Consider the following 23478-nt stretch of genomic DNA (forward strand, 5'->3'; position numbering starts at 1 on the left):
CGCCCCGCCCCGGCTCATACGGGCACGGCCACCGGTGTCCCGGCGTCCCTGGCGGTCCGGCCCTTGCGGTACAGGACCGCCGTGAGCAGCACGCCTGCGACGAAGATGCCCGCCGACCACCAGTAGGCGACCGCGTAGCTGTGCAACTGGGCCCGCGCCGCGGTGACCGGGCCCGGCCGGTGTTCCGCGAGGTAGTCGGCCGCGGCGTCGGCGGCCAGGGTGTTGAGCAGCGCGGTGCCGATGGAACCGCCGATCTGCTGCATCGTGTTGACGGCGGCGGAGGCGACCCCGGCGTCGTCCGCGGCGATCCGGTCGGTGGCCATGGCCATCGCCGGTGGCATCACCAGACCGAGTCCGATCCCCGACAGCAGCAGCGGCGGCAGCACGGCCGCGGCGTAGCCGCTGTCCAGGCCGAGGCCGGTCAGCCACACCATCGAGACGGCGGTCAGCCCCATGCCCAGCGGCACCACCGCCTTGGGTCCCATACGGGGGACCAGGACCATGGTGGAGAGCTGTGCGCTGACCATCAGTCCGCCGATCATCGGGAGGAACGCCAGACCCGTCTGGACGGGGCTGAACCGCAGACTGCCCTGGAGGTAGTAGGTCAGGAAGAGGAAGACGCCGAACATGCCCGCGCCGGAGAGCCCGATGGCCAGGAAGGAGGCGCCGCGGTCACGGTCCAGCAGCACCCGGGGCGGCAGCAGCGGATGGGCGGTGCGGGTCTGCCAGCGCGCGAAGAGCAGCAGCAGTACGGTCCCGGCGGCCAGGTACCCCCAGGTGTGCACGGAGGACCAGGAGTGGCTCTCGGCGTTGGAGAAGCCGTAGACCAGCCCGAACAGGCCCGCCGAGACCAGTACGGTGCCGGGGAGGTCCAGCCGGGGCCGGTCGGCGGGTGCCCCGCGGCGGAGGAACGCCACACCGCCGGCCAGCGCCAGGGCGGCGAAGGCGAGATTGACGTAGAGGGTCCACCGCCAGCTCAGGTGCTCGGTGAGCAGTCCCCCGAGCAGCAGCCCGATACCGCCGCCGGAGACGGCGATCGCACCGTACGCGCCGAACGCCTTCGCCCGCTCCCTGGGGTCGGTGAAGGTGGTGTTGAGCAGGGACAGCGCGGCCGGGGCGAGCAGCGCCGCGAAGAGCCCCTGCAGGGCGCGGCCGGTGACCAGCAGTCCGAACCCACTCGCCGCTCCCGCGAGTGCGGAGGCGGCGGCGAACCCGGTCACACCGATGAGGAAGACCGCCCGGCGGCCGAAGAGGTCGGCCAGTCGTCCGCCGAGGAGCAGCAGACTGCCGAAGGTGAGGGAGTAGGCGGTCACGATCCACTGGCGGTTGCCGTCGGAGAAGCCGAGGTCCCGCTGGGCCGAGGGCAGTGCGATGTTCACGACGGTGGCGTCGAGGACCACCATCAGCTGGGCGATGCCGATGGCGACGAGGATCCACCAGCGGTGCCGCACCGGATCGGTGGGCGGGGAGGTCGGAGTGGTGGGACCGGTCGGGGTGCCGGTGGTGGTCTGGCGCATGGCGGTGCCCTCCGGACGGGAGGCTGAACGGTCCCGCAGGGGAACGAAACCGTTTCGTACTCCATGAACCTAGCTCGCACCTCATCGCACCGCAAAAGTTCCGGTTGCGCGTGTCGGGTGGGGTCATCCGGCCCAGCGCGGCCGCACCCCGGCCCCGGTCGCGCCGCGCCGCCTCAGCGCCTCCGGGGCGGACGGCCCGGTTCGATGACGGTGACCCCGCCCTTGGCGCCCGCCGCCATCGTGGACAGCGCGTCGGGCACCTCGTCCAGTCCGATGACATCGGTGACCAGCAGATCGGGCCGCAGCGACCCGGCCTCGACCATCTCCATCATCGGCCGGTAGGCGTGGGCGGCCATACCGTGGCTGCCCAGCAGCTGCAGTTCGAGCGCGATCACCCGGTCCATGGGCAGCATCGGCGTCCCGGCGGCCGGGGGCAGCAGCCCCACCTGGACATGGCGGCCGTGGCGGCGCAGGGACTTGATGGACGCCGCGCAGGTCCGCGGGGAGCCCAGCGCGTCCAGGGAGACATGCGCCCCGCCGCCCGTCGCGTCCGCGACCGCCTCCGCCACCGATCCCAGGGTGGACGCGGCGTCCACGCACACCTCCGCCCCGAACCGCGCGGCCAGCGCGAGCGCCCGCGGGGAGATGTCCACCGCCACCACCCGTGCCCCGGCCGCCGCGGCGATCATGACCGCGGACAGCCCCACCCCGCCGCAGCCGTGCACCGCCACCCAGTCGCCCGGGGCGACCCGGCCCTGGGTCACCACGGCGCGGAAGGCGGTGGCGAACCGGCAGCCGAGACCGGCGGCCGTGGTGAACGACAGCTCATTGCGGATGCCGACCAGGTTCACATCGGCGTTCTCGATCGCCACGAACTCAGCGAACGACCCCCAGTGGGTGAAGCCGGGCTGCGTCTGCCGCTCGCACACCTGCTGGGCGCCCTCCGCACAGGCCGCGCAGCGCCCGCACGCGCAGACGAAGGGCACGGTGACCCGGTGCCCGGGGCTCCAGTTGAGGACGTCCGCGCCCACCTCCTCGACCACGCCCGCCAGTTCATGGCCGGGGACGTGCGGCAGCCGGATCTCCGGATCGTGTCCCATCCAGCCGTGCCAGTCGCTGCGGCACAGTCCGGTCGCCTCGACGCGGATCACCACACCGCTCCGGGAGGGGGCGGGGTCGTCGACGACCCGGACCTCGGGCCTGTGCCCGAAGTCGTCGAACACCACAGCACGCATCGACCCGCTCCTCGCTCGAACTCCCGGTGGGGGCGCTCGAACCTACACCACAACCGGCCGGTATCGGCCCGCTCGTACCGGGCCCGACGACGGCGGAGTACGCGCCGGGTGCGCGGAAGGCGGCCACCGGCCCTCCGCGCACCAGTGGCTCAGCGCTTGTCGCGCTGCCCGTCGGCGAGTTGGCGGGCGGTCTTGTCGGCGCCCGCCCGCCGCTGCGCCCGCTCGGACAGGCTCGGGAAGAGTCCGCCGAGGGCGCTGCCGAAGCGCAGTTCCACCGGGGCCACGTTCACCTCGGCGCGGTTGCGCTCGATGGCGCGGAGGGTCGCCACGGCCACCTGGCGGGTGGAGACGGTCCGCACCCCGGCGGGGGGAGTGGCGCCGGAATCGGCGAACATGCCCGCGTCCCCGACGAATCCGGGCTGGACCAGCGACACCCCGACCCCGGTGCCGTGCAGGTCCTGGCGCAGTCCCAGGGTGAAGCCCCGCAGGCCGAACTTGGAAGCGTTGTAGAGGGCGGCGCCGGGGGAGGCGGCCCGGCCCGACAACGAGCCGATCATCACCAGGTGTCCGGAGCCCTCGGCCACCATCTTCGGGGCCATCAGCCGCGACAGCAGCAGCGGGGCGCGCAGATTGACGTCGAGGGCGCGGTCGAGCTGATCGGTCTCGTAGTCCAGGACCGGACCGCTGGAGGGCAGCGCCGCGTTGGCGATGAGGATCCGGGCGTCCGAAGCCTCTTCCGCCAGCCGTTCGAGGTCCTTGCGGTCGGACAGATCGGCCACCAGCGCCCGCCCGCCGAGCCGGTCGGCCAGCGGCCGCAGCACCTCCTCGCGCCGCCCGGTGAGCAGGAGCTTGGCGCCCTTGGCCGCGAGCGCGCGGGCCAGAGTCTGGCCGATGCCTCCGGTCGCCCCGGTGAGCAGGACGGTCGTACCGCTGATCCGCATGCGATCTCCTCCGGTTACTGACGGGTTCGTCGGGGCACCGTACTGCGCGCACCCGGTGTCCGTGCCACCCGGGGGAGGCCAGAGGCCCTCAGCGGTGCCGGGCGGACGCGCTGCCCAGCCCGTACACCCGGCGGGCGTTGTCCGCGGCGAGCAGCGCCGCCACCCGGTGGGCGTCCCGCCGTGACCAGGCCCCCTCCGCCACCCAGCCGTCCACCAGCGCCGTCAGTGCCTCCCGGAACAGCCGCGCCCCCACCACGTACAGCTCCGGCAGCCCGTAGGCGTCGGTGGAGAACAGCACCTTGCCGAAGGGGGCGAGTTCCAGCATCTCGGCGAGCACCGCCCCGGCCCGCGCCCCGGTGTGCGACAGGGCCAGCCCCACATCGGCGTAGACATGGGGGAAGACAGCGGCCAGATAGCCCGCCCCGCGGTGGTACGGATAGCCGTGCAGCAGTATCAGCGTGCAGCCGGTGGGCCGTACCGCGCGGACGAAGTCGGTGAGGGCGAGCGGATCGCAGCGGTCCAGCCGCAGGTCCGGATCGCCGAACCCGGTGTGCAGCTGGAGCGGCAGCCCGGTGTACGCCGCCGACCACAGCAGATGGCGCAGCAGTACGGGGTCGGTGACCCGGGCCGCGGCCGCGCCGCCGCCGGTGCCCTGCTCGGCCCGGCGGGCCAGCCAGCGCTCGGCCGCGGTGTGCACGGCGGTCGGCGCCGGGGGTTCGGGTGCGAAGTCCAGTCCGTAGCGGTACGCGGCCACCGATTTGAACCCCGCCGCCGTACGGGCCGCCTCGCGCACCCCGTCCGCCAGCCCGGTGAGGAAGTCGTCCGCGGTCAGCGCGGTGTCCGCGGTCCGTTCCGCCAGGTGTTCCAGCCGGACGATCTCATGGGCCGTACCGCCCGAGGCCGCGGCCAGCTCCCGTGGCGAGGTGAGGTCTCCGGGCAGCCCGGTGTCCACCAGGAACTCACCGATCCCGGACGCCGCCAGCAGCCGCCGGGTCACCTCCCGTACCCCCAGCTCCCGCCGCCGGGCGAGGTAGTGGGCGGGCGGACAGTGTGGTTCCAGTCCGAGCAGCGGCGGACACCAGCGGCGCACCGCGAAGCCCAGCTGGCTGTCGAAGAACGTGGTGCCGAGCGCGGCGGGTGCGTCGGACTCGGTCAGGAACGCCTCGAACGCGGCCGGATCCAGCTCGGAGCGGACCACCCCGTGGCAGTGGTGGTCCACCAGGGGCGGCAGCGGGAGCTCGGCCGGGTCCGGCCTCTCGGCGGCCACCGTTCAGTACCGCCCGCGGGTCGCGTTCGCGATCTCCTGCGGGCTCGCCTTCGCGAACAGCTCGGACTCCGCCCGGCGCACCGCCGCGATCGACTCGAAGAGCGGATCGCCCATCGCCTCCCGGAGCACGGTGGAGTCCTCGAACTCCGCCAGCGCCTCCGGCAGCGAGGTGGGCAGCCGCCGCTGCCGCCCCTGGCCCACCGGATCACCGCTGACCGGGGCGGGCAGGGTCAGCCCGGCGTCCAGCCCGGCCAGTCCGGCGGCGATGACCGAACCGGTCACCAGATAGGGATTGGCCGCCGGGTCGAAGCACTTGACCTCGGCGTTGGCCGCCCCCGGATCGTCCGGCGCGCCGGTGATGAACCGCAGCGCCGCCTCCCGGTTCTCCAGCCCCCAGCACTGGTACGCCCCGGCCCAGCGGGACGGCTCCAGCCGCAGATAGCTTGCCGGGGAGGGGGCGCCGACCGCGAGCAGGGCGGGCAGCGCCCGCAGCACCCCGGCGAGGAACGCCTCGCTCGTCGCCGTCATACCGAGCGGGCCGTCGCCGTCCCGGCACAGATTGCGGTCGTCCTGCCACAGGCTCAGGTGGAGGTGGCCGCCGTTGCCCACACCGCCCGCCCGTACCACCGGGCCGAACAGCGGATACAGCCCGGCCCGGCCCGACACCGCCCGGATCGTCTCCCGCACGAGCACCGCCAGATCGGCCGCGCCGACCGGGTCCGAGGGGGCCACGGACACCTCGAACTGCCCCGGGGAGTACTCCGGGTGCAGCTGGAGCACCTCGACCCCCTGGGCGTGGCAGGCGCCGAGCAGGTCGCCGAGGTAGCCGGAGAGATCGACCACCCGCGCCATCCCGTACGCCGGCCCCGCGCTGGGATAGCGGGGCTCGTCCTCCGACGGCTCGTCGGAGGTGACCACCCACTCCGTCTCGAACCCCATCCGCAGGGTGAGTCCCCGCTCCCGGGCCCGCTCGGTCATCCGCCGCGCGAAGAGCCGCTGGCAGGCGGGGTGCGCCGGCCCGCCCTGCTCGTACCGGTCGGCCGGCGCCCACGCCCAGCCGGGCTGCGCGGCCAGCGGGGTGAGCCGGTCGAGGTCGGGGAAGAGCCGCAGATCGCCGTCGGGGCCGCCGATGTGGGGGCTGGTGGTCATGGAGTCGTCCACCAGATAGACGTCGAAGACCGGGGACATGCCGACACCGCGGCGGACGGCGTGCGGGAGCCGCGCGGTGGGCACGGTCTTGACCCGGGTCAGGCCCGCGTTGTCCACCCAGGTCAGCGCGACCCCGCCGACCCCGTCCGAGGCCAGCCGCTCGGCCTCCTGCCGAGCCCGCGCGTACGCCCGCTCGCGGTCGCCCGTCGCCATGCACGTCCTCCTCCGTCGCCGCTGTCGTCGCCTCCGTCCCGAGGGTATGGCCTTGAACCGGCTGTGTGGTGACGGAACGTCCCGATCAGGGAGGGAGAGTGACGGTCAGTCACCTCTTTGAGACGGCGTAACGACACCGCCCCCGGGCGGCGCGCCGCACCGTGCGCCCGGCTCGGGAGCCCGCGCCGGACGGCCCCGGAGCCCGCGCCGGACGGCCCGGGATTGGCGCATCCGGCGCCGCTTTCGTACAGTTCCGCCGTTACCCAGGGAAAACGGCGATACCAGAAAGCGGCAGCGGCGATGACGGTGACTGAGGACGGCCGGGCCGGGACGACGGGCGTCGATCCCATGACAGCGGAGGCAGCGGCGACGGCGGAGACGGGGCAGGCGGCCGGGGCCGCCGCCGGGGCGCCCGGTATCGACCCCGAACGGCTGGCCACCTGCCTGAGCGTGCTCGCGGAGCTCGACCGGCTGCCGGTCGACCACCCCGACGCCATCACCGTGCGGCGGGCCACCTCCGGGATCTACCGCACGGTGAAGCAGCGGCGCCGCCAGGAGCGGCGGGCCGCCAAGACCGCCAACGACAAGGCCGTGACCGAGGCCACCGCCACCGGCGCCGCCGACCGGATCGACGACGAGACGCTCGGCCGTGCCCTCAGCAGCTCGGTGTCCACGGAGATCGCGGGCATTCTGGAGCGCCCCCGCTCCTGCTACGTCTGCAAGACCCGCTATGTCGAGGTGGACGCCTTCTACCACCAGCTCTGCCGTGCGTGCGCCGCGGAGAACCGGTCCCGGCGCGACGCCCGTACCGATCTCACCGGCCGGCGCGCACTGCTCACCGGCGGCCGCGCGAAGATCGGGATGTACATCGCGCTGCGGCTGCTGCGCGACGGCGCGCACACCACCGTCACCACTCGCTTCCCCAACGACGCCATCCGCCGTTTCAAGGCCATGCCGGACAGCGGTGAATGGCTGCACCGGCTGAAGATCGTCGGGATGGATCTGCGGGACCCCGCCCAGGTCATCGGGCTGGCCGATGCGGTGAGCGCCGCGGGTCCGCTGGACATCCTGATCAACAACGCCGCGCAGACGGTCCGCCGCACGCCCCAGGCGTACGCGGAGCTGATCGCCGGGGAGTCGGCGCCGCTGCCCGCCGGGGAGCTGCCCGAGGCCACCGTCCTCGGCGCGTTCGGCAGCGGGTCCCAGACGGCGCTGCCGGGTCCGCGCCGGCCGCGGGACGGTGCGCTGACCGCACAGGACCTCACCGCCCTCGCCCTCACCAGCGGCTCCGCCTCACCCGCCCGGATCGAGGCCGGTACCGCGATCGACGCCGGCGGGCTCATACCGGACCTGGACCCGACCAACACCTGGATCCAGCGGGTCCACGAGGTCGACCCCGTCGAGATGCTCGAAGTCCAGCTGTGCAATGAGACGGCGCCGTTCATCCTGGTCAGCCGGTTGCGCCCGGCGATGGCCGCCTCCGCCGCCCGGCGCAAGTACGTGGTGAACGTCTCCGCGATGGAGGGCAAGTTCGGCCGCGGCTACAAGGGCGCCGGACATCCGCACACCAACATGGCCAAGGCCGCGCTCAACATGCTCACCCGCACCAGCGCACGGGAGATGTTCGAGTCCGACGCCATCCTGATGACCAGCGTCGACACCGGCTGGATCACCGACGAGCGGCCGCACCCGGACAAGATGAGGCTGGCCGCCGAGGGCTTCCACGCCCCGCTCGACCTCGTCGACGGCGCGGCCCGGGTCTACGACCCGATCGTCCGCGGTGAGCAGGGTGAGGACCTCTTCGGCTGCTTCCTGAAGGACTACGCGGCGACGACCTGGTAGCCGGGCGCCGGGCAGCCGGTCGCCGGGCGCGGCGGCGCGTCCCTCAGCCGCCCGCCGCCGCCTTCGGGCGGCGGCGGAACACCGCCGTGCAGCGGCGCAGCAGCCGTCCGGCACGGGACCGCAGCGCGGCCCGGGTGCGCGCCCGCGCACGGGCGCCGCGGCTGTCGGCCAGCTCCTCGAAGAGCCGCATGTAGCGCCGGGCGATCGGCGCCGGGTCATAGGTCCGCGCGGACTCCAGCGCCGCGACCCCCATGGCCTGCCGGGCCGGGGCGTCGTCGATCAGCTCCAGCAGCGCACCGGCGAGCGCGTGCTTGTCCCCGGTGGGCACCAGCCGCCCGGTGGCCCCGTCCTGGATGATCTCGGAGGGGCCGAGCGGGCAGTCGGTGCTCACCACCGGCACGCCGCAGCGCATCGCCTCCACGATCGTCATGCCGAACGACTCGGCGTCCGAGGCCACCGCCACCAGCGACGCCTTGGCGAACTCCGCCTCGATCGGGGAGCGCGGCCCCATCAGCTCGGCGCTGCCCACCAGCCCGCGGTCGGTGATGCGCTCGTTCAGCCGGTCCTTCTCCGCACCGCCGCCGTAGATCCGCAGCCGCCATTCCGGATGCTTGTCCACGACCTCGGCGAAGGCGTCGATCAGCAGGTCGAAGCGTTTGCCGCGGACCAGCCGGCCGGCCGCCGCGATCACCGGTTCGGTGCCCTCGGAGGGCGGGACGTCCGGTTCCGGGACGCTGTTGGGTATCGCCAGGATCCGCGCCCCCGGCAGCGGCATCCGCTCCTGGTAGACGGCGGCATCGGCCTCGGTCGTCGTGACCACGGCATCGAGCGTGCGGTAGTGCGGTGCCAGCTCCGCCCGCAGCCTCTTGCTGTGCGCCTCGTACCGCAGGTGCTCCTGGGCGATGCGCAGCGCGCCGCGCGGGCCGAAGCGGGCCAGATAGACATTGACGCCCGGCCGGGTGCCCACGATCACATCGGCCCCGCAGCCGCGCAGATACTCCGCCGCCCGCTCGTCGGTCAGCCTGCTGTACTGCTCGTAGCGCTTCTCGTGGACCGGGAAGTCCCGGGCCGGCTCCCCGGCCCGCGGGTCCCGCGCGTCGGCGCTCTCCGGGCGCGTGTCCACCAGCGGGACCAGCCGCACCCGGGGGTCCACGGTGAACCGCGGCGCCTCGCGGTGCCGCCGCATCGAAGCGATCTCCACCTCGTGGTGGTCGGCCAGCGCCGCGGCGAGATTCAGCGTGGTCCGGATCGTTCCGCCGATCCCGTAGGCGTTGTGCAGCAGGAATACGATCTTCATACGGTGATTTTCTCCGGCAGATGGCATCGCTGGGGCGGGTTTCCCCCGGAACGTGTTCGATACCTTCTCCGGGCTCGGTAAGCCGGGCGCGAAAAACAGGTGAGAGCGGGGTAAGAAGCGCGGCAGGGGGAGGGCCGGTCCGGCGTCCGGGGCGCTTGGCAGACTCGGGACGTGATGAACACCGTGCTGCTCGCCGAGGACGACCGCGCCATCCGCCATGCCCTGGAACGTGCCCTGACCCTGGAGGGATACCGGGTCACCGCGGTCTCCGACGGCATCGAGGCGCTGGCCGCCGCGCACCGCGAGCATCCCGACGTGGTGGTGCTCGACGTGATGATGCCGGGTGTGGACGGGCTGCAGGTGTGCCGGGTGCTGCGTGCCGAAGGGGACCGTACACCCATCCTCATGCTCACCGCGAGGGTCGGGACCGCCGACCGGATCGAGGGTCTGGACGCGGGCGCCGACGACTATGTGGCCAAGCCCTTCGAGGTCGAGGAGGTCTTCGCACGGCTGCGGGCCCTGCTGCGCCGCGCGTGCCCCGGGCCCGCTGCCGACGCCCCCGGTGAACCGGCCGCCGACGGGGTGGTCGAGGTCGCGGACCTGCGGCTGGACCCCCCGGCGCGGCGGGTCTGGCGTGCCGGTACCGAACTGGAGCTGACCCGCACCGAGTTCGACCTGCTGGAACTGCTCGCGCGCAACGCGGGCATCGTCCTGGACCACCCCACCATCTACGCCCGCATCTGGGGCTATGAGTTCGACCCCGGCTCGAAGAACCTCGCCGTCTACATCGGCTATCTGCGCCGCAAGGTCGACCTGGAGGGCGCCGTACCGCTCATCCACACCGTGCGCGGCGTCGGCTACACCCTGCGGGAGGGCTGAGAGGATGCGCCGTCCCCCGCGGCTCCCGAACCCGCGGCCCAGTCTGCGGACCACCTTCGCGCTGTCCTTCGCGGCCGTGGCCTGTGTGGTCACCCTGCTGGTGGGCGGGCTCAGCTACGACGCCGCGGCCGGACTGGTCCGGGTGGACCAGCAGTCGGCCTTCGACGATGTGGTCCGCGATCTGCGGACCGAGGTGCGGGGCGAGAAGGTGGTGCTCAGCGACTACCCCTCCGACGGGCCGGTCCCCTACGGTCTGCGGGGCGATCTGCGCCGGATCAGCCGGACGGACGTCCAGGTGATCAACGGCCGGGGCACCGTCCACGACGCGGGCAAACCCCCGCTGCCGGTGGGCGCCGAGGACCGGGCCACCGCCGCGTCCGGTACGGCCGGTGCCGTGGTGCGGCGCAACATCGGCATCGGCGACGAGCGGTACCGGATGGCCACCGTGGCCGTGGGCGACGGTACCGGGGCGATCCAGGTGGCCCAGCAGCTCAGCGACACCGAGGATCTGCTGCGGGAACTCCAGAAGCGCACCGCGCTGTTCATCGCCGCCGTCATCGCGGCCGCCGGACTCGTCGGCTGGTGGCTGGCCGGGCGGATCACCCGGCGGCTGGTGCGGCTGACCCGGGTCGCCGAGAGCGTCGCCGCCACGGGCCGGATGGAGGTGGGCGTACCGGTCGCCGGACAGGACGAAGTGGGCCGGCTGGGCCGGGCGTTCGACGGCATGCTGGGACAGCTCGCCCGTTCCAAGGACGACCAGCGGCGGCTGGTCCAGGACGCCGGACACGAACTGCGTACCCCGCTCACCTCACTGCGCACCAATGTCTCGCTGCTGCGCCGCTTCGAGGAACTGCCGCCGTCCGCGCGCGAGGACCTGCTCGCCGATCTGGCGGGGGAGACCCGTGAACTGACCGATCTGGTCAATGAGCTGGTGGAGCTGGCGGCGGGGCAGAAGGACGACGAACCGCGTACGCCGGTGTCGCTGGAGGCGGTCGCCACCACCGCCGCGACCCTCGCCCGGCGCCGCACCGGCCGCGAGATCACTGTACGGGCGTCGGGCGACACCCGGGTCGAGGGCGGCCCGTCCGCCCTGCAGCGGGCGGTCTCCAACCTGGTGGAGAACGCCGCCAAGTTCGACCGGGAGGGCACCGGACCGGTCGAAGTGGTGATAGCCGGCCGCCGGGTGGAGGTCCGTGACCGCGGCCCCGGGATCGCCGAGGAGGACCGCGAGCGGGTCTTCGACCGCTTCTACCGGGCGCCCGGCGCCCGCAGTCTGCCCGGCTCCGGACTCGGCCTCGCCATCGTGCGCGAGATCGCCCTCGCGCACGGCGGCACCGTCTTCGCCCGGCCGCGGCCGGGCGGCGGCGCGGTGCTGGGCTTCACGGTGGGCGACCGCCGCGTACCGCCCGTGCGGCCCTGACCCCCGTCCAGAGCGCGCGAGGGGTTCACGGCTTGCGGGCGACCCCCACCCAGAGCGAGACGTCCGTGCTGCTGAGCGCGGGCACCTCACCGTCCGGCTTCCAGTGATGCGGTTCGGAGACCCCCGGCTCGATGAGCTCCAGCCCCTCGAAGAACCGCTCCACCTCGTCCTTGGACCGCACCTGCGACGGTATCCCGCCCTGGCGGTAGATCTCGACGACCTTGCCCCAGGTGTCCGGGTCGAAGTCCGAGGTGCAGTGCGAGAGCACCAGGAAGCTGCCCGACGGCAGGGCGTCCACGAACTGCCGGATCAGGTCGTACGGACCGTACTCGTCCGGGACGAAGTGGAACAGCGCGTTGAACGACAGCGCCACCGGCTGGTTCATGTCGAGCGTCTCGTGCAGCTCGGGAGCCTTCAGGATCCGCTCGGGTTCACGGACATCGGCCTGGAGATAGGAGGTGCGCCCCTGCGACGTCCCGTGCAGCAGCGCCTGGGCGTAGGCCAGCACGATCGGGTCGTTGTCCGCGTACACGATCCGGGCGTCCGGGGCCACGCCCTGCGCCACCTGGTGGAGGTTGGGCTCGGTGGGGATGCCGGTGCCGATGTCGAGGAACTGGCGGACCCCGGCCTCGCCCGCGAGCCAGCGCGTGGCGCGGTGCATGAAGGCGCGGTTGGTGCGGGCGCAGGTCCTGATCCCCGGATAGACCGTGAGCACATGGGCCGCGGCCTCCTCGTCGACCTGGTAGTGGTCCTTGCCCCCGAGGTAGTAGTCGTACATCCGCGCCGCGTGCGGCTTGGTCGTGTCGATGTTCATGATGTGTGTGCCACTCCTGCCCCCGTGGAAAGGTCCGCGGAAGAGTCCGCCGTAAGGCCCGCTGAATGGTCCGCGCCACGGATGTGCTCCGGGCGCCCGGTCATGCGGCGCGCCGCCCCGCGCCGGTCCCCTTCGGCGAGGACAGATGGGGATCCGGCCGCCCCAGAAGGAAGTCCGCGGCACCCGCCTTGGCTCCCCGGATGAAGGTCTCGATCTCATGGTGGGTGTAGATCAGGGCGGGCCCGTCGGGATCGGTCGACTGGCGCAGCGCCACCCGTCCGTCCGTCAGCTTCAGCACTTCGACACAGGCTCCCCCGTTGGGGCCGCTCCAGGGCTTGCGCCAGCCCTCGGCCCCCAGTTGCTTGGCCGGCATGCCGTTGTACACGTTGTCCACGTGGTCCACAGTCAGAGCTCCTTGCGCATCTCACGGAGGAACGCCTCCGTGCGCCGCGCCGGTGTGGCCTGGGTGCCCATGCGGTCAAGAGCTTCCAGGTAGGCGGCCACATCCGCGCGTTGGTCGAGATAGCCGGCGCCGGTCAGGGCCTCGGCGTAGACGATGTCCGGCAGTTCCGCGATCTGGAACCGGAAGAGCTGGAACGGTCCGCCCATGCCCGGATGCGGTCCCGCGGAGAACGGCACCACCTGAAGGGTGACGTTCGGCAGTCGGGTGGCCTCGATCAGCCGGTCGATCTGGCCCCGCATCACCTCGGGTCCGCCGATGCCGAGACGGAGCACCGTCTCGTCCATCACGGCCCACAGATGCGGTCCGTCCGGGCGGGTGAGCAGCTCCTGGCGCTCCATCCGCAGCGCGACGCGGCGGTCGACCTCGCGCTCACTGCCGTTCGGGAAGCCGATGCGCAGCAGCGCGCGGGCGTACGCCTCGGTCTGGAGCAGACCGGGCACGAAGTGCGGCTCGTACGCGCGGATACGGCTGGCCGCGCCCTCCAGACTCACATAGAGGCTGAACCAGTCCGGCAGCACATCGCGGAACCGGTGCCACCAGCCGGGTCTGTTGGCGTCCTCGGCGAGCGCGAGGAAGGCGTCGATCTCCTCCTGCTCGGCCCCGTAGGTCTGCAGCAGCTTCTCGACGTAGGGGAGTTTCAGGCCGACCTCGGCCTTCTCCATCCTGCGGACCGTGGTCTGGTTGACGTGCAGGGCTCTGGCGGCTGCCTCGTAGCTGACGCCGGCCTTCTCGCGGAGGTCCCGCAGTCGCATACCGAGGACCATCTGCCCGACGGTCGGGGCAGACCGCGCTTCACCCACGTCGTACCTCCTCGGACGGTCATTGTCGAGAGTTAGTGTGCCACGTGCGGGATGGGGGGAACAGAGTGCTCTGGCTATTCTGCATTTTGCAGAACGCCTCTTGCCAACTGATGCTCACAGACTGGATAGTGGCGTAGTGTCCGGGCCAACAGGTTGGCTGCTAAGCGGACTTGCGCTCTTCTGAGCCCCCACAGCGAGACGGAAGGCAAATGGCCGTGGCATTGCGTCAACGCCCGACGATGGCCCCCCTCGTGAGCGCCGAGTGCTACGACGCCGCCCTCCGCCAGGAGATCTTCCGACTGCCCGCCCGCGGTGCCTCGGTCGCCGCCGCCCGCCGCCGGGTCCGCTCCCAACTGCCCGTCTGGGGCTTCTGTGAGGACGTCTGCGACGCCGCGGAGCTGGTGATGTCCGAGCTGTTCACCAACGCGCTGGTGCACACCGGGAGCGAGCAGATCCTGTGCGTGCTGCGCGCCCATGAGCGCCGCTCGCTCTACGTCGAGGTCACCGACCAGGGTGGCGGCCCCCTCGGCCCCACCCCGCGGGACGCGGGTGTGGAGGACGAGAGCGGCCGCGGCCTCGCCCTGGTCCGCGCCCTCACCGATGCCTGGGGCGACCGCCCCGCCGCCAACGGCGGCCGCGTGGTCTGGGCCCAGCTGAGCGCCCTCACGACCTGACCCGCCCCGCCGGTCCGCGCATCTGCGCGGCGGACCGGTGCGGTCGGAGCCGCGTCCACCGAGCCACCCGCTCACGCGGCGCGCCTTCGGCTCCGCCCGCGCTGCCCCTCACGGTGCACACCCCGTTCCGCCGCCCGGTGTCGGTCGCGGCGCCGCTCCGGGCCGCTGCCCTGCCTTGTACACGGGTCGGACCTTGTGCGGCTGCCCGGCGGGAGGTGCTTTCGCCGCCACGGTGGTCCGGCGCGGTCGGGGTGTCCGTTGTGCCCCGTGCCGGTCCGGGTCGCTGCGCGGAGCCGGTGTCCGCGGACGGCGCGCGCGGACGATCCCCGGCACCAGCTCCGGCCGGACGCCCACGCACCCGGGCGCGATGCGCCGTAGCCCACCGTGGTCCGGCAGGGCCGGGGTGTCCGCTGCGTCCCGCGCAAGCGGATGAGGACGGGCGCAGCCGTGGTGGACTCGGCGGAGGCGCCGGTCCGGACCGCTGGTCCGCCGGTGGCGCGCGCGGCCCCTCCGCGGCCACGTGGCCGGCTTCCGGTGCGCGCCCGGCCCGGGGGCAGCCGCAGCGCTCCGCGCCGGGGGCGGTGCGCGGTCCGCCCGAAGGCATACGGGGCTCGGGGGGCCGGCCCCCCGAGGCCCGTGCGGCGCGTCGCGCCGTGCGGGTTAGCATCGGCGGGTGCTGCGCGTTTCCCGTCGCGTGTTCGTGGCGCTTGCGGCGGTCGGGCTGGCCGGGTGCGAGGAGGCCGAGCCGCCCGGCCGGGTCAGGCTGGCCACCGGCCCGCGGGGCGGGCCCTACGCGATCTTCGGCAGTCGGCTGGCGGACGAGGTCCACCGGACCCATCCGCAGATCGACGTCCGGGTGCTCACCACCGCGGCGAGCGTGGAGAACCTCCGGATGCTCGGCGACGACCGCGCCGATGTGGCGCTCTCGCTGGCCGACAGCGCGGCCGACGCCGCCAAGGGACGGGGCCCCTTCCGGCGGCCGGTGCCGGTCGCCGCGCTGGCCCGGCTGTACCTCAACTATCTGCATCTGGTGGTGCCCGCCGACTCCTCGATCCGGCGCCCCTCCGACCTCAGCGGACGGACCGTCTCGCTCGGCGCCGCCGAGTCCGGCACGTCGGTGACCGCGGGGCGGGTGCTCGAGGTGGCCGGGGTGCGCGATGAGCGGGCGGTCCGGCTGGGGCTCGGGGAATCCGCCGACGCGCTCGCGGCGGCGGAGGTGGACGCGTTCTTCTGGTCCGGCGGCGCGCCGACCCGGACCATCGCCCAGCTCGCCCGGCGCCGGCCCATACGGCTGATACCGCTCGACGGCCTGGCCGCCGCGCTGCGCCGCCGCCACGGGTCCGTCTACGAGAACGCGTCCATCCCCGCCGGGATCTACGGGCTGCACGGGCCGACCGCCACCGTGGGCACGCCCAGCTACCTGGTCTGCCGGGCCGGTCTGGCCACCGCCACCGCCCGCGCCCTGACCGCCGTGCTGTTCGACCGGCGGGACCGGCTGCCGGTGCCGGACGCGCCCGGCAGCCGCCTCGACGAGCGGTACGCCATCGGCACCGGCACCGTGCCGCTGCACCCGGGCGCGGCGGCCCACTACCGCGAGGTCTACGGCTGAGAGCGGGAGGCCGGGAGCGGGACCGGCCCGTCCGGCAGTCGCACTTCGACCACCAGCCCGTGCGGTTCCGCGGCGCGCAGCGCCAGTGTGCAGCCCGCCGCACGGGCCAGCTCCGCGGCGATGGCGAGCCCCAGCCCGCTGCCGGGGATGTTCCCGTGGCCGGGGGAGCGCCAGAAGCGGCCGGGGGCGGCCGCCAGGTGCTCGGGGTCGAGCCCGGGGCCGTCGTCGGCGATCCGGAGCGCCCCGTCGTCCAGCGAGACGGTCACGGTGCCGCCGGGGGGTACGAACTTCGCCGCGTTGTCCAGGGCGATGTCGGCGATCCGCCCGGCCGCCGCGGGCAGCGCGGTCTCCTCGTCCGCCGTACCGCCCCCGCCCAGGGTCACCGCCAGCGTCAGCTCACGCGCCGCGTACACCTCGCACCAGATGGCCAGCCGGGCGGCGAGCGCGGCGGGTGCGATCGGCTCGGGCGCCGCCGCGCCCGCCTCGACCCGGGCCAGTTCGAGCAGATCCTCCAGCAGCTGGGCCAGCCGGTCGACCTCGGCGAGGGCCTCGGCGAACTCCCCGTCGCCGGTCTTCCGCAGATGCGGTTCCAGGTTCTCCAGCCGCAGTGACAGCACGGTCAGCGGGGTGCGCAGCTCATGCGAGGCGTCCGCGACGAACGCGCGCTGCCGCTCGAGGGCGGCCGAGACCGCGTCGGCCATGGCGTTGAACCGGCGCTCCAGCAGCCGCAGCTCGGCCGGGCCCCGGCCGCCCGCCGCGACCCGGGCGTCCATCCGGCCCTCGGCGATCGCACGGGTGGTGACGTCCAGTTCGGTCACCGGGCGCAGGATCCAGCGGGCCAGCCGCCGTGCCGCGATCAGGGCGATGAGCACCGCGACCACCGAGCCCGCCGCGACCGCGGACCAGACCAGGGCCACGTCCCGCCTGGCCGCGGCCGTGGACGCCCGCATCACCACCACCCCGAAGACCTGGGCGTCCCGGCCGACCGGTTCGGCCACCACCGCCGACTCCGGGCCGAACGGGGTGATCAGCGGCAGACTGCCGGTGGTGCGGCCGGACAGGGCGCGGTCGGCCTGGTCGCGGTCCCAGGCGCCGCCGCCCGCGACCCGCGAGCCGTCCCGGTCGCGGATCTCCACGGCCGTGCCGTACAGCGTGTGGTAGCGGGACACCTCCAGGGCCAGTCCGGCGGTGTCGCCCTCGCGGATCGCCTGGTCGGCGAGCTCGGCGAAGCGGGTGGCGTCCGCCCGCCGCTCCAGCAGCAGCTTCCCGGTGCGGTGCGAGGAGTACGCGAGGGAGAACGGCACCGCGAGCGCCGTCACCAGGCAGGCGATCAGGACGGTGTAGACGGTCAGGATCCGGAGGTGCATTCGCCGGTCCCCAGCCGGTATCCCGTGCCGCGCAACGTCTCCACCAGCCCCGGACAGCCGGTCTTGGCGCGGATCCCGGCGATGTGCACATCCAGGGAGCGGGACGCGGACAGCAGCAGATCGCCCCACACCTCGTCGAGGATCTCCTCGCGGCTGCGGACCACCCCGGGCTCCCGGGCCAGCAGGGCCAGTACGTCGAACTCCCGGCGGGTGAGGGTGACGGGCCTGCCGTCCACCTCCAGCCGCCGCGCGGCGAGGTCGATCCGGACGCCGCCCGCCGCCACCACCGGGCCCGGGGCGGTGAGCGGCCGGGTGCCGCGCCGCAGCACGGCCTCCATACGGGCGATCAGCTCGGCGGTGCGGAAGGGTTTGACCAGGTAGTCGTCGGCCCCGCCGCGCAGCCCCCGCAGCACGTCCCGCTCCTCGGAGCGGGCCGTGACCACGATGACCGGGACGGCGGAGGCGCGGCGCAGCCTGCGCAGCGCCTCCAGACCGTCCATATCGGGCAGTCCCAGGTCGAGCAGGACGAAGTCGGCTCCGTCCTTGAGCCGCAGCGCGTCGTCCGCGCGCCCGGCGCGGACGACCTGGTGGCCCAGACGGGCCAGCGCGGCGGTCAGCGCGGCCGCCAGCCGGTCGTCGTCTTCGACCAGGAGAACGTGCATGGGCGTAAGGGTAAGCGGCGGGCCGACCGGTCACACAGAGGTCGTCTGCGGCTTCCCGGAGGCCGCCCGGTCCGCGGCCCCGCCCCGGGTGAGCAGGGTGTCCCGGGTCTCCCGCATGGTCAGGTAGACGACGAGCGAGACCGCGGCACATGCCGAGACATACCAGTAGAAACCGGACTCCACTCCGCTCTTCTTGAACCACAGCGCCACATACTCCGCGGTGCCTCCGAACAGCGCGTTCGCCAGCGCGTACGGCAGGGCCACGCCGAGCGCCCGGACGTGGGTCGGGAACAGCTCGGCCTTCACCACGGCGTTGATGGAGGTGTAGCCCGTGATGATGACCAGGGCAGTGAGCGACAGCAGCAGCGCACCGGCGAAGGAGTCGGTGTGCGACAGCGCGGTCATCAGCGGAACGGTGCCCAGCATCGAGCCGATCCCGAAGCTGATCAGCAGCGGGCGCCGGCCGATCCGGTCCGAGAGCGCCCCGGCCACCGGCTGGAGCAGCATGAAGAGGAACAGGGCGCAGAAGCTCACCATCGAGGCGTCGGACTTGCTGAGCCCGGCCGTGTTCGACAGGTACTTGGTGAGGTAGGTCGTGTAGGTGTAGTACGCGACCGTGCCGCCCATGGTCAGCGCGATCACCAGCACCGCCTCCTTGCGGTGGCGCAGCAGCTCGGCGATGGTCCCGCGGTGCTCGCCGCCGTGGTGGCCGTCCTCCTCGGCGTACGCCTCGGTCTCCAGCAGGTTGCGCCGCAGCCAGAAGACCACGGCCGCGGCCACGGCACCGACGATGAACGGAATGCGCCAGCCCCAGGAGTGCAGCGCGTCCTCGGACATGGTGCGCTGGAGCACGATCTGCAGGCCGAGGCCGATCAGCTGTCCCGCCGTCATCGACACGTACTGGAAGCTGGAGACGAAGCCGCGGCGGCCGGGCTGGGACGCCTCGGTCAGATAGGTGGCGCTGGCCGCGTACTCACCACCGACCGACAGCCCCTGGAGCAGCCGGGCCACCAGCAGGACCGCCGCGCCGAAGTACCCGACCTGGTCGTAGGTGGGCGCGATGGCGATGAGCAGCGCGCTGGCCGACATCAGGGTCACGGTGAGGGTCAGCGCGGCCTTGCGGCCCCGCCGGTCGGCGAACCGGCCGAGCAGCCAGCCGCCCACCGGGCGCATGAAGAACCCGACGGCGAAGATGCCGGCGGTGTTGAGCAGTTGGGCGGTCTCATTGCCTTTGGGGAAGAAGGCACTGGCGAAGTAGGTGGCGAAGCTGGCGTAGACGAACCAGTCGAACCACTCGACGAGATTCCCGATCGAACCGCCGAGTACGGCCCGCCAGGGGGTGCGGGCATGCTGCCGGGGAGCGCTGTCGGTCACGTGGCCTCCTCATGAACGGTGTCCGGCGAGCCCCGGGGAGGGCAACGCCGCCGCTCGTAGCGTCGGCGGTGGAGACCACGGCGTACAGCTCCGGCACCGAGAGCTAACGTCCGGTTAACACAGCCGACTCTCGGGTTCGACCGCCTCGCGACCGCCTCGCGGGCGGTACGCGGGCGCGGATCGGCGGGATTCCGGGGGCGTCCTCGGCAGGGGCCGGTGTTCAGCCGATGACCGTGGGGCCCTTTCCCTCGCCGCGCTCGGGCAGCGCGGCCGCGGCGGTGTGCAGGAGTGCGAGGGCCTGGGGGAGGAAGGGGTTGGGATCGGTGGTGCGTCGCGTTGCGTAGACCCGGCGGGTGTGGGCGGGGTCGGTGAGCCGGACGAGATGGGTGCCGGAAGTGTCGGGTGACGTGGTGGTGTCCATGATCGCGAGTTCCGGTGCGATGGCCACTCCCAGGCCCTGGCGCACCAGTTCATGGGGCAGGTTGTAGTCGTTCGTACGGAAGAGCACCTCGGGCTGGAAGCCGCCGGCCGCGCAGATGTGGCGCAGACAGCGGGCGGCGTCGGTGTCCTGGTGATAGCTGATCCAGCGCTCCTCCCGCAGGTCGGCCAGGCGCAGGTGTGGCCGACCGGCCAGGGGATGCCCTGAGGGGAGGAGGAGGTAGAGCGGCTCTTCCCGTACCAGGGTGTGTTCCAGGCCCTCGGGCCAGCTGTGCGGTACCACGCCGTACTCGAAGATGACGGCGAGATCCAGCCGCCCCTCCAGCACCGCGGGCACGGTGACCTGCGGGTCGCCTTCCTCGTAGCGGACATCGACCTCGGGCCGGTCGCGGAGGAACCCGGTCAGCACCGTCGGCACCAGCCGGAAGCCGGCGGACCAGAAGCTGCCGAGCCTCAGGCGCCCCCGCTCGGCGGCGGCATAGGCGCGCATCTCGTTCTCCGTCGCGGACAGGTCGGCCAGCAGCCTTCCCGCGCGCTGGGCGAGCTGGAGCCCGGCCGCCGTGGGGCGCACGCTGCGCGGTGAGCGCTCGAAGAGTGCGACGCCCAGGGCCCGCTCGACGGTGGAGATCTGCTGGGAGACGGCGGAGGGCGTGTAGCCCAGACGCTGGGCGGCGGTACGGAACGAGCCCTGGGCGACCACTTCGCGTATCGCCCGCAGCTGCGAGGGAGTCAGCATCAAATGAACTTAACACCCTGGGTGGAAACGTTCATTCTCCCTGTTCTTGTCCGGGCCGGCGCCATCGCGCAGATTGGGTGTCCACCCCCCGCCGGTTCCCCTCACCCAGCAGCTCAGAAGGGAGGCACCGTGCCCGGAAGGCATGCGCGAGCCCGCGCCACCGCAATCCCCCTCGCGATCGCCGCGCTGCTCGTGCCGACCGTGACCGCCTGTGGTGGCACCACGACCGTCCACCGATCCAAGGTGCCCCAGCAGCGCGTCGACCCCGCACTCCGCGCCCTGCTCCCCCCGGACATTCGCGACAAGGGGTCGCTCACATCGGCGGTCGGCAACGACTACCCCCCGCTGTCCCTCCTGGACATCGACAACAAGACCGTCATCGGCGCCGAACCCGACCTCATCGAAGCGGTCGGCCAGATCCTGGGCGTCCGGGTGGACCTGGTACAGGCGAACTTCGACAGCATCATCGGCGGCGTCCGCTCCCACCGCTACGACGTGGCCATCCAGGCCATGCTCGACAAGAAGGAGCGCCAGTCGCAGGTCACGTTCGTCGACTACATGAAGACCAGCAGCTCGATCCTCGCCTCCGAGAAGGCTGCCGGGGACATCCGCTCCCTCACCAGCCTGTGCGGCAGCCAGGTCGCCGTCGAGCAGGGCACCTCACAGGTGGACGATGTGGCAGCGCAGGCCGACAGGTGCGCGGCCGCCGGCAAGCCGGAGCTGGAGAAGCTGGTCTTCCCCGACTCCGTCGGCTGCTTCCAGGCACTGTCCACCGGCCGCGCCGACGCGTTCGTCGGCGGCACCCCCACCGTCGTCTACCAGGCACGGATGTCGCACGGCAGGTTCCGTACGGCCGGCCGGCCGTACCGCTTCCTGCCCTACGGAATCCTGATCAACAAGGAGGAGCGGACCTTGGTGCGCGCTGTCCGCGGTGCCCTGCAGAAACTCATCGACAACGGCACCTACGCGAAGATCCTCCGGGAGTGGAACGTCGGCTCCGGGGCCCTGAAGCGCGCCACGGTCAACGGGGGTGCGGCATGACCGAGACCCTCACCCGGGCGGACTCCGCCGACGCGGCCGCCGGGTCCGTGCGCGCGGTCCCGGTACGCCGCCCGGGGCAGCGTGCCGCCGCGGTCGTCGTGACCTTCCTGCTGGTCTTCCTCCTGGAAGGCTGGATCACCAATCCCCGTATGCAGTGGGGGACCGTCGGTGAGTTCCTCTTCTCGCCAGTGATCATGGAGGGGCTGCGGACCACGCTGCTGCTGACAGCCCTCGCCATGGCACTCGGTATCGTCGGCGGTGTCCTCCTCGCCGTCCTGAGGATGTCGGCCAACCCGATCCTGTCCCGGCTGAGCTGGTGCTACATCTGGCTCTTCCGCGGCACCCCGCTGCTGGTCCAGCTCCTCTTCTGGTATTTCCTCTCCGCCGTCGTCCCCACCATCGGCGTCGGCATCCCCTGGGGACCGACGTTCGTGGAGGCCGACACCAACGTCCTGATCACCCAGCTCACCGCCGCCGTTCTGGGTCTCGGACTCCATGAGGCGGCATACATGGCCGAAATCGTCCGCGCGGGTATCACCGCCGTCGACGACGGCCAGAGCGAGGCGGCCCAGGCACTGGGCATGTCCCGCGGACAGACCCTGCGCCGCATCGTGCTGCCACAGGCGCTGCGCATCATCATCCCGCCCACCGGCAACCAGGCGATCTCCATGCTGAAGACCACCTCACTGGTCTTCGCCATCGCGGTGCCCGAGCTGCTGACCTCCATCCAGGGCATCTACTCACGCAACTTCCAGCAGGTCCCGCTGCTGGTCGTCGCCTGCTTCTGGTACCTGGTGGCGACCTCCGTACTCAACGTCGGCCAGTACTACCTGGAACGGCGCTTCGGCCGTGGTGCCAGCCGCGACCTGCCGCCCACCCCGCTCCAGCGGCTGCGCGCCGCGGCCCGGAACCACGGCGCGGCCCAGAACCACCGTGAGGAGAGCGCGCGTTGACATCAGCGGTGATCAGAGCCGAGAGCGTACACAAGAGCTTCGGCCGGACGGACGTACTCAAAGGCATCGACCTGACGGTCGCCCCCGGCGAGGTGATGTGTCTGGTGGGCCCCTCCGGGTCCGGCAAGTCCACCTTCCTGCGCTGCATCAACCACCTGGAGACCATCGACCGGGGACGCCTGTACGTCCGTGACGAACTGGTCGGCTACGAGGAGCGGGACGGCAGGCTCCACGAGCTGAGCGAGAAGGCCGTCGCCCGGCGCCGCCGGGGCATCGGCATGGTCTTCCAGCGCTTCAACCTCTTTCCGCATATGACCGCGCTGGAAAACGTCACCGAGGCCCCCGTCCAGGTCAGGAAGGAACCGAAGGAACAGGCCCGCGAACGCGGCGCGGAACTGCTCGACCGCGTCGGCCTCGCCGACAAGACACACAGCTACCCCGCCCAGCTCTCCGGCGGCCAGCAGCAGCGGGTGGCCATCGCTCGCGCCCTGGCGATGAAGCCCGGCCTCATGCTCTTCGACGAGCCCACCTCCGCGCTCGACCCCGAACTCGTCGGAGAGGTACTGGAGGTGATGCGAACGCTGGCCGAGGACGGCATGACGATGGTCGTCGTCACCCACGAGATGGGCTTCGCCCGCCAGGTCGGCGACTCGCTGGTGTTCATGGACGACGGGGTCGTCGTCGAGACCGGCCCGCCGACGGAGGTGCTGCGCGACCCGCGCCACGAACGCACCCGTGCCTTCCTCAGCAAGGTCCTCTGAACCGCTCCGGCGAGGACTCCCCACCC

The 23478-nt window shown here is 72.7% G+C and carries 21 protein-coding genes; 8 read left to right on the forward strand and 13 right to left on the reverse strand.

Translation table 11 applies throughout. From position 1 onward, the window contains the following. Positions 1–14 precede the first annotated feature (14 nt). The 5 genes from AC07FT_RS10400 to AC07FT_RS10420 form a co-directional block, all read right to left on the reverse strand. Positions 15–1517 carry an MFS transporter gene (locus tag AC07FT_RS10400; protein ID WP_479175594.1) on the reverse strand — a complete coding sequence of 501 codons (1503 nt, stop codon included), beginning with the start codon at positions 1515–1517 and terminating at the stop codon, positions 15–17. A gap of 173 nt (positions 1518–1690) precedes the next feature. Beyond that, positions 1691–2752 carry a zinc-dependent alcohol dehydrogenase family protein gene (locus tag AC07FT_RS10405; protein WP_254740995.1) on the reverse strand — a complete coding sequence of 354 codons (1062 nt, stop codon included), beginning with the start codon at positions 2750–2752 and terminating at the stop codon, positions 1691–1693. A 149-nt stretch (positions 2753–2901) separates the two neighbouring features. Next, on the reverse strand, positions 2902–3693 hold the full coding sequence (locus AC07FT_RS10410) for an SDR family NAD(P)-dependent oxidoreductase (protein ID WP_431774099.1): 792 nt from the start codon (positions 3691–3693) through the stop codon (positions 2902–2904). A gap of 88 nt (positions 3694–3781) precedes the next feature. Further along, positions 3782–4960, reverse strand: coding sequence for an amidohydrolase family protein (locus AC07FT_RS10415; protein ID WP_479175597.1), 1179 nt, complete (start codon positions 4958–4960; stop codon positions 3782–3784). Positions 4961–4963: 3 nt separating this feature from the next. Beyond that, entirely contained in the window at positions 4964–6322 is a 1359-nt protein-coding gene (locus AC07FT_RS10420; protein ID WP_479175599.1) for a type I glutamate--ammonia ligase, read from the reverse strand. Between the two features lie 300 nt (positions 6323–6622). Here AC07FT_RS10420 and AC07FT_RS10425 point away from each other — a divergent pair, with 300 nt between their 5' ends. After that, positions 6623–8164, forward strand: a complete 1542-nt coding sequence (locus AC07FT_RS10425; protein WP_479175601.1) for an SDR family NAD(P)-dependent oxidoreductase — start codon at positions 6623–6625, stop codon at positions 8162–8164. A 43-nt stretch (positions 8165–8207) separates the two neighbouring features. Here AC07FT_RS10425 and AC07FT_RS10430 read toward each other — a convergent pair whose 3' ends face one another. Beyond that, positions 8208–9461 carry a glycosyltransferase family 4 protein gene (locus AC07FT_RS10430; protein ID WP_479175603.1) on the reverse strand — a complete coding sequence of 418 codons (1254 nt, stop codon included), beginning with the start codon at positions 9459–9461 and terminating at the stop codon, positions 8208–8210. A gap of 171 nt (positions 9462–9632) precedes the next feature. On the opposite strand from AC07FT_RS10430, the gene AC07FT_RS10435 reads away from it, so the two are divergent. Together AC07FT_RS10435 and AC07FT_RS10440 are read left to right on the forward strand one after the other, a co-directional pair. Beyond that, complete coding sequence (locus tag AC07FT_RS10435) at positions 9633–10340, forward strand: response regulator transcription factor (protein ID WP_479175604.1); 708 nt, start codon at positions 9633–9635, stop codon at positions 10338–10340. Between the two features lie 4 nt (positions 10341–10344). Continuing rightward, positions 10345–11760 (forward strand): sensor histidine kinase, encoded by a 1416-nt coding sequence (locus AC07FT_RS10440; RefSeq protein WP_479175606.1) that lies wholly within the window; start codon positions 10345–10347, stop codon positions 11758–11760. Between the two features lie 25 nt (positions 11761–11785). Here AC07FT_RS10440 and AC07FT_RS10445 read toward each other — a convergent pair whose 3' ends face one another. The 3 genes from AC07FT_RS10445 to AC07FT_RS10455 form a co-directional block, all read right to left on the reverse strand. Beyond that, entirely contained in the window at positions 11786–12574 is a 789-nt protein-coding gene (locus AC07FT_RS10445) for an SAM-dependent methyltransferase (protein ID WP_471196705.1), read from the reverse strand. Positions 12575–12674: 100 nt separating this feature from the next. Next, positions 12675–12947, reverse strand: coding sequence for a DUF397 domain-containing protein (locus AC07FT_RS10450; protein WP_479175691.1), 273 nt, complete (start codon positions 12945–12947; stop codon positions 12675–12677). 32 nt (positions 12948–12979) lie between these two features. Next, positions 12980–13837 (reverse strand): helix-turn-helix domain-containing protein, encoded by an 858-nt coding sequence (locus tag AC07FT_RS10455; protein WP_479175608.1) that lies wholly within the window; start codon positions 13835–13837, stop codon positions 12980–12982. A 251-nt stretch (positions 13838–14088) separates the two neighbouring features. Between AC07FT_RS10455 and AC07FT_RS10460 the strand changes: the two genes are divergently transcribed. Next, positions 14089–14511, forward strand: coding sequence for an ATP-binding protein (locus AC07FT_RS10460; protein WP_431774091.1), 423 nt, complete (start codon positions 14089–14091; stop codon positions 14509–14511). Between the two features lie 673 nt (positions 14512–15184). After that, positions 15185–16120, forward strand: coding sequence for a TAXI family TRAP transporter solute-binding subunit (locus AC07FT_RS10465; protein ID WP_479175611.1), 936 nt, complete (start codon positions 15185–15187; stop codon positions 16118–16120). Here the strand turns inward: AC07FT_RS10465 and AC07FT_RS10470 are convergent. The 4 genes from AC07FT_RS10470 to AC07FT_RS10485 form a co-directional block, all read right to left on the reverse strand. Then, the gene (locus AC07FT_RS10470) at positions 16111–17487 is read right to left on the reverse strand and encodes a sensor histidine kinase (RefSeq protein WP_479175612.1); all 1377 of its coding nucleotides are present in this window, start codon (positions 17485–17487) and stop codon (positions 16111–16113) included. The genes AC07FT_RS10465 and AC07FT_RS10470 overlap by 10 nt on opposite strands. After that, complete coding sequence (locus AC07FT_RS10475) at positions 17469–18149, reverse strand: response regulator transcription factor (RefSeq protein ID WP_479175614.1); 681 nt, start codon at positions 18147–18149, stop codon at positions 17469–17471. The genes AC07FT_RS10470 and AC07FT_RS10475 overlap by 19 nt, the downstream gene beginning before the upstream one ends. A gap of 30 nt (positions 18150–18179) precedes the next feature. Then, positions 18180–19523, reverse strand: a complete 1344-nt coding sequence (locus AC07FT_RS10480) for an MFS transporter (protein ID WP_471196724.1) — start codon at positions 19521–19523, stop codon at positions 18180–18182. A gap of 220 nt (positions 19524–19743) precedes the next feature. Continuing rightward, on the reverse strand, positions 19744–20697 hold the full coding sequence (locus AC07FT_RS10485) for a LysR family transcriptional regulator (protein WP_479175616.1): 954 nt from the start codon (positions 20695–20697) through the stop codon (positions 19744–19746). A 129-nt stretch (positions 20698–20826) separates the two neighbouring features. Between AC07FT_RS10485 and AC07FT_RS10490 the strand changes: the two genes are divergently transcribed. Genes AC07FT_RS10490 through AC07FT_RS10500 form a run of 3 tightly spaced genes read left to right on the forward strand, consistent with a single transcriptional unit; the run spans position 20827 to position 23452 of the window. Next, complete coding sequence (locus AC07FT_RS10490) at positions 20827–21738, forward strand: ABC transporter substrate-binding protein (protein WP_479175618.1); 912 nt, start codon at positions 20827–20829, stop codon at positions 21736–21738. Further along, positions 21735–22691: an amino acid ABC transporter permease gene (locus AC07FT_RS10495; RefSeq protein WP_479175620.1), complete on the forward strand. Its 957-nt coding sequence runs from the start codon at positions 21735–21737 to the stop codon at positions 22689–22691. Before AC07FT_RS10490 ends, AC07FT_RS10495 begins: the two co-directional genes overlap by 4 nt. After that, positions 22688–23452: an amino acid ABC transporter ATP-binding protein gene (locus AC07FT_RS10500; RefSeq protein ID WP_479175622.1), complete on the forward strand. Its 765-nt coding sequence runs from the start codon at positions 22688–22690 to the stop codon at positions 23450–23452. Before AC07FT_RS10495 ends, AC07FT_RS10500 begins: the two co-directional genes overlap by 4 nt. Positions 23453–23478 lie beyond the last annotated feature (26 nt).

Source organism: Streptomyces sp. NPDC045899 (assembly GCF_056431485.1).

Bases quoted from the DNA above. Each gene is read 5' to 3' on its own strand.
- AC07FT_RS10400 (WP_479175594.1), bottom strand. From the start codon at position 1,517: ATGCGCCAGACCACCACCGGCACCCCGACCGGTCCCACCACTCCGACC.
- AC07FT_RS10405 (WP_254740995.1), bottom strand. From the start codon at position 2,752: ATGCGTGCTGTGGTGTTCGACGACTTCGGGCACAGGCCCGAGGTCCGG.
- AC07FT_RS10410 (WP_431774099.1), bottom strand. From the start codon at position 3,693: ATGCGGATCAGCGGTACGACCGTCCTGCTCACCGGGGCGACCGGAGGC.
- AC07FT_RS10420 (WP_479175599.1), bottom strand. From the start codon at position 6,322: ATGGCGACGGGCGACCGCGAGCGGGCGTACGCGCGGGCTCGGCAGGAG.
- AC07FT_RS10425 (WP_479175601.1), top strand. From the start codon at position 6,623: ATGACGGTGACTGAGGACGGCCGGGCCGGGACGACGGGCGTCGATCCC.
- AC07FT_RS10430 (WP_479175603.1), bottom strand. From the start codon at position 9,461: ATGAAGATCGTATTCCTGCTGCACAACGCCTACGGGATCGGCGGAACG.
- AC07FT_RS10440 (WP_479175606.1), top strand. From the start codon at position 10,345: ATGCGCCGTCCCCCGCGGCTCCCGAACCCGCGGCCCAGTCTGCGGACC.
- AC07FT_RS10445 (WP_471196705.1), bottom strand. From the start codon at position 12,574: ATGAACATCGACACGACCAAGCCGCACGCGGCGCGGATGTACGACTAC.
- AC07FT_RS10450 (WP_479175691.1), bottom strand. From the start codon at position 12,947: ATGCCGGCCAAGCAACTGGGGGCCGAGGGCTGGCGCAAGCCCTGGAGC.
- AC07FT_RS10470 (WP_479175612.1), bottom strand. From the start codon at position 17,487: ATGCACCTCCGGATCCTGACCGTCTACACCGTCCTGATCGCCTGCCTG.
- AC07FT_RS10475 (WP_479175614.1), bottom strand. From the start codon at position 18,149: ATGCACGTTCTCCTGGTCGAAGACGACGACCGGCTGGCGGCCGCGCTG.
- AC07FT_RS10485 (WP_479175616.1), bottom strand. From the start codon at position 20,697: ATGCTGACTCCCTCGCAGCTGCGGGCGATACGCGAAGTGGTCGCCCAG.
- AC07FT_RS10495 (WP_479175620.1), top strand. From the start codon at position 21,735: ATGACCGAGACCCTCACCCGGGCGGACTCCGCCGACGCGGCCGCCGGG.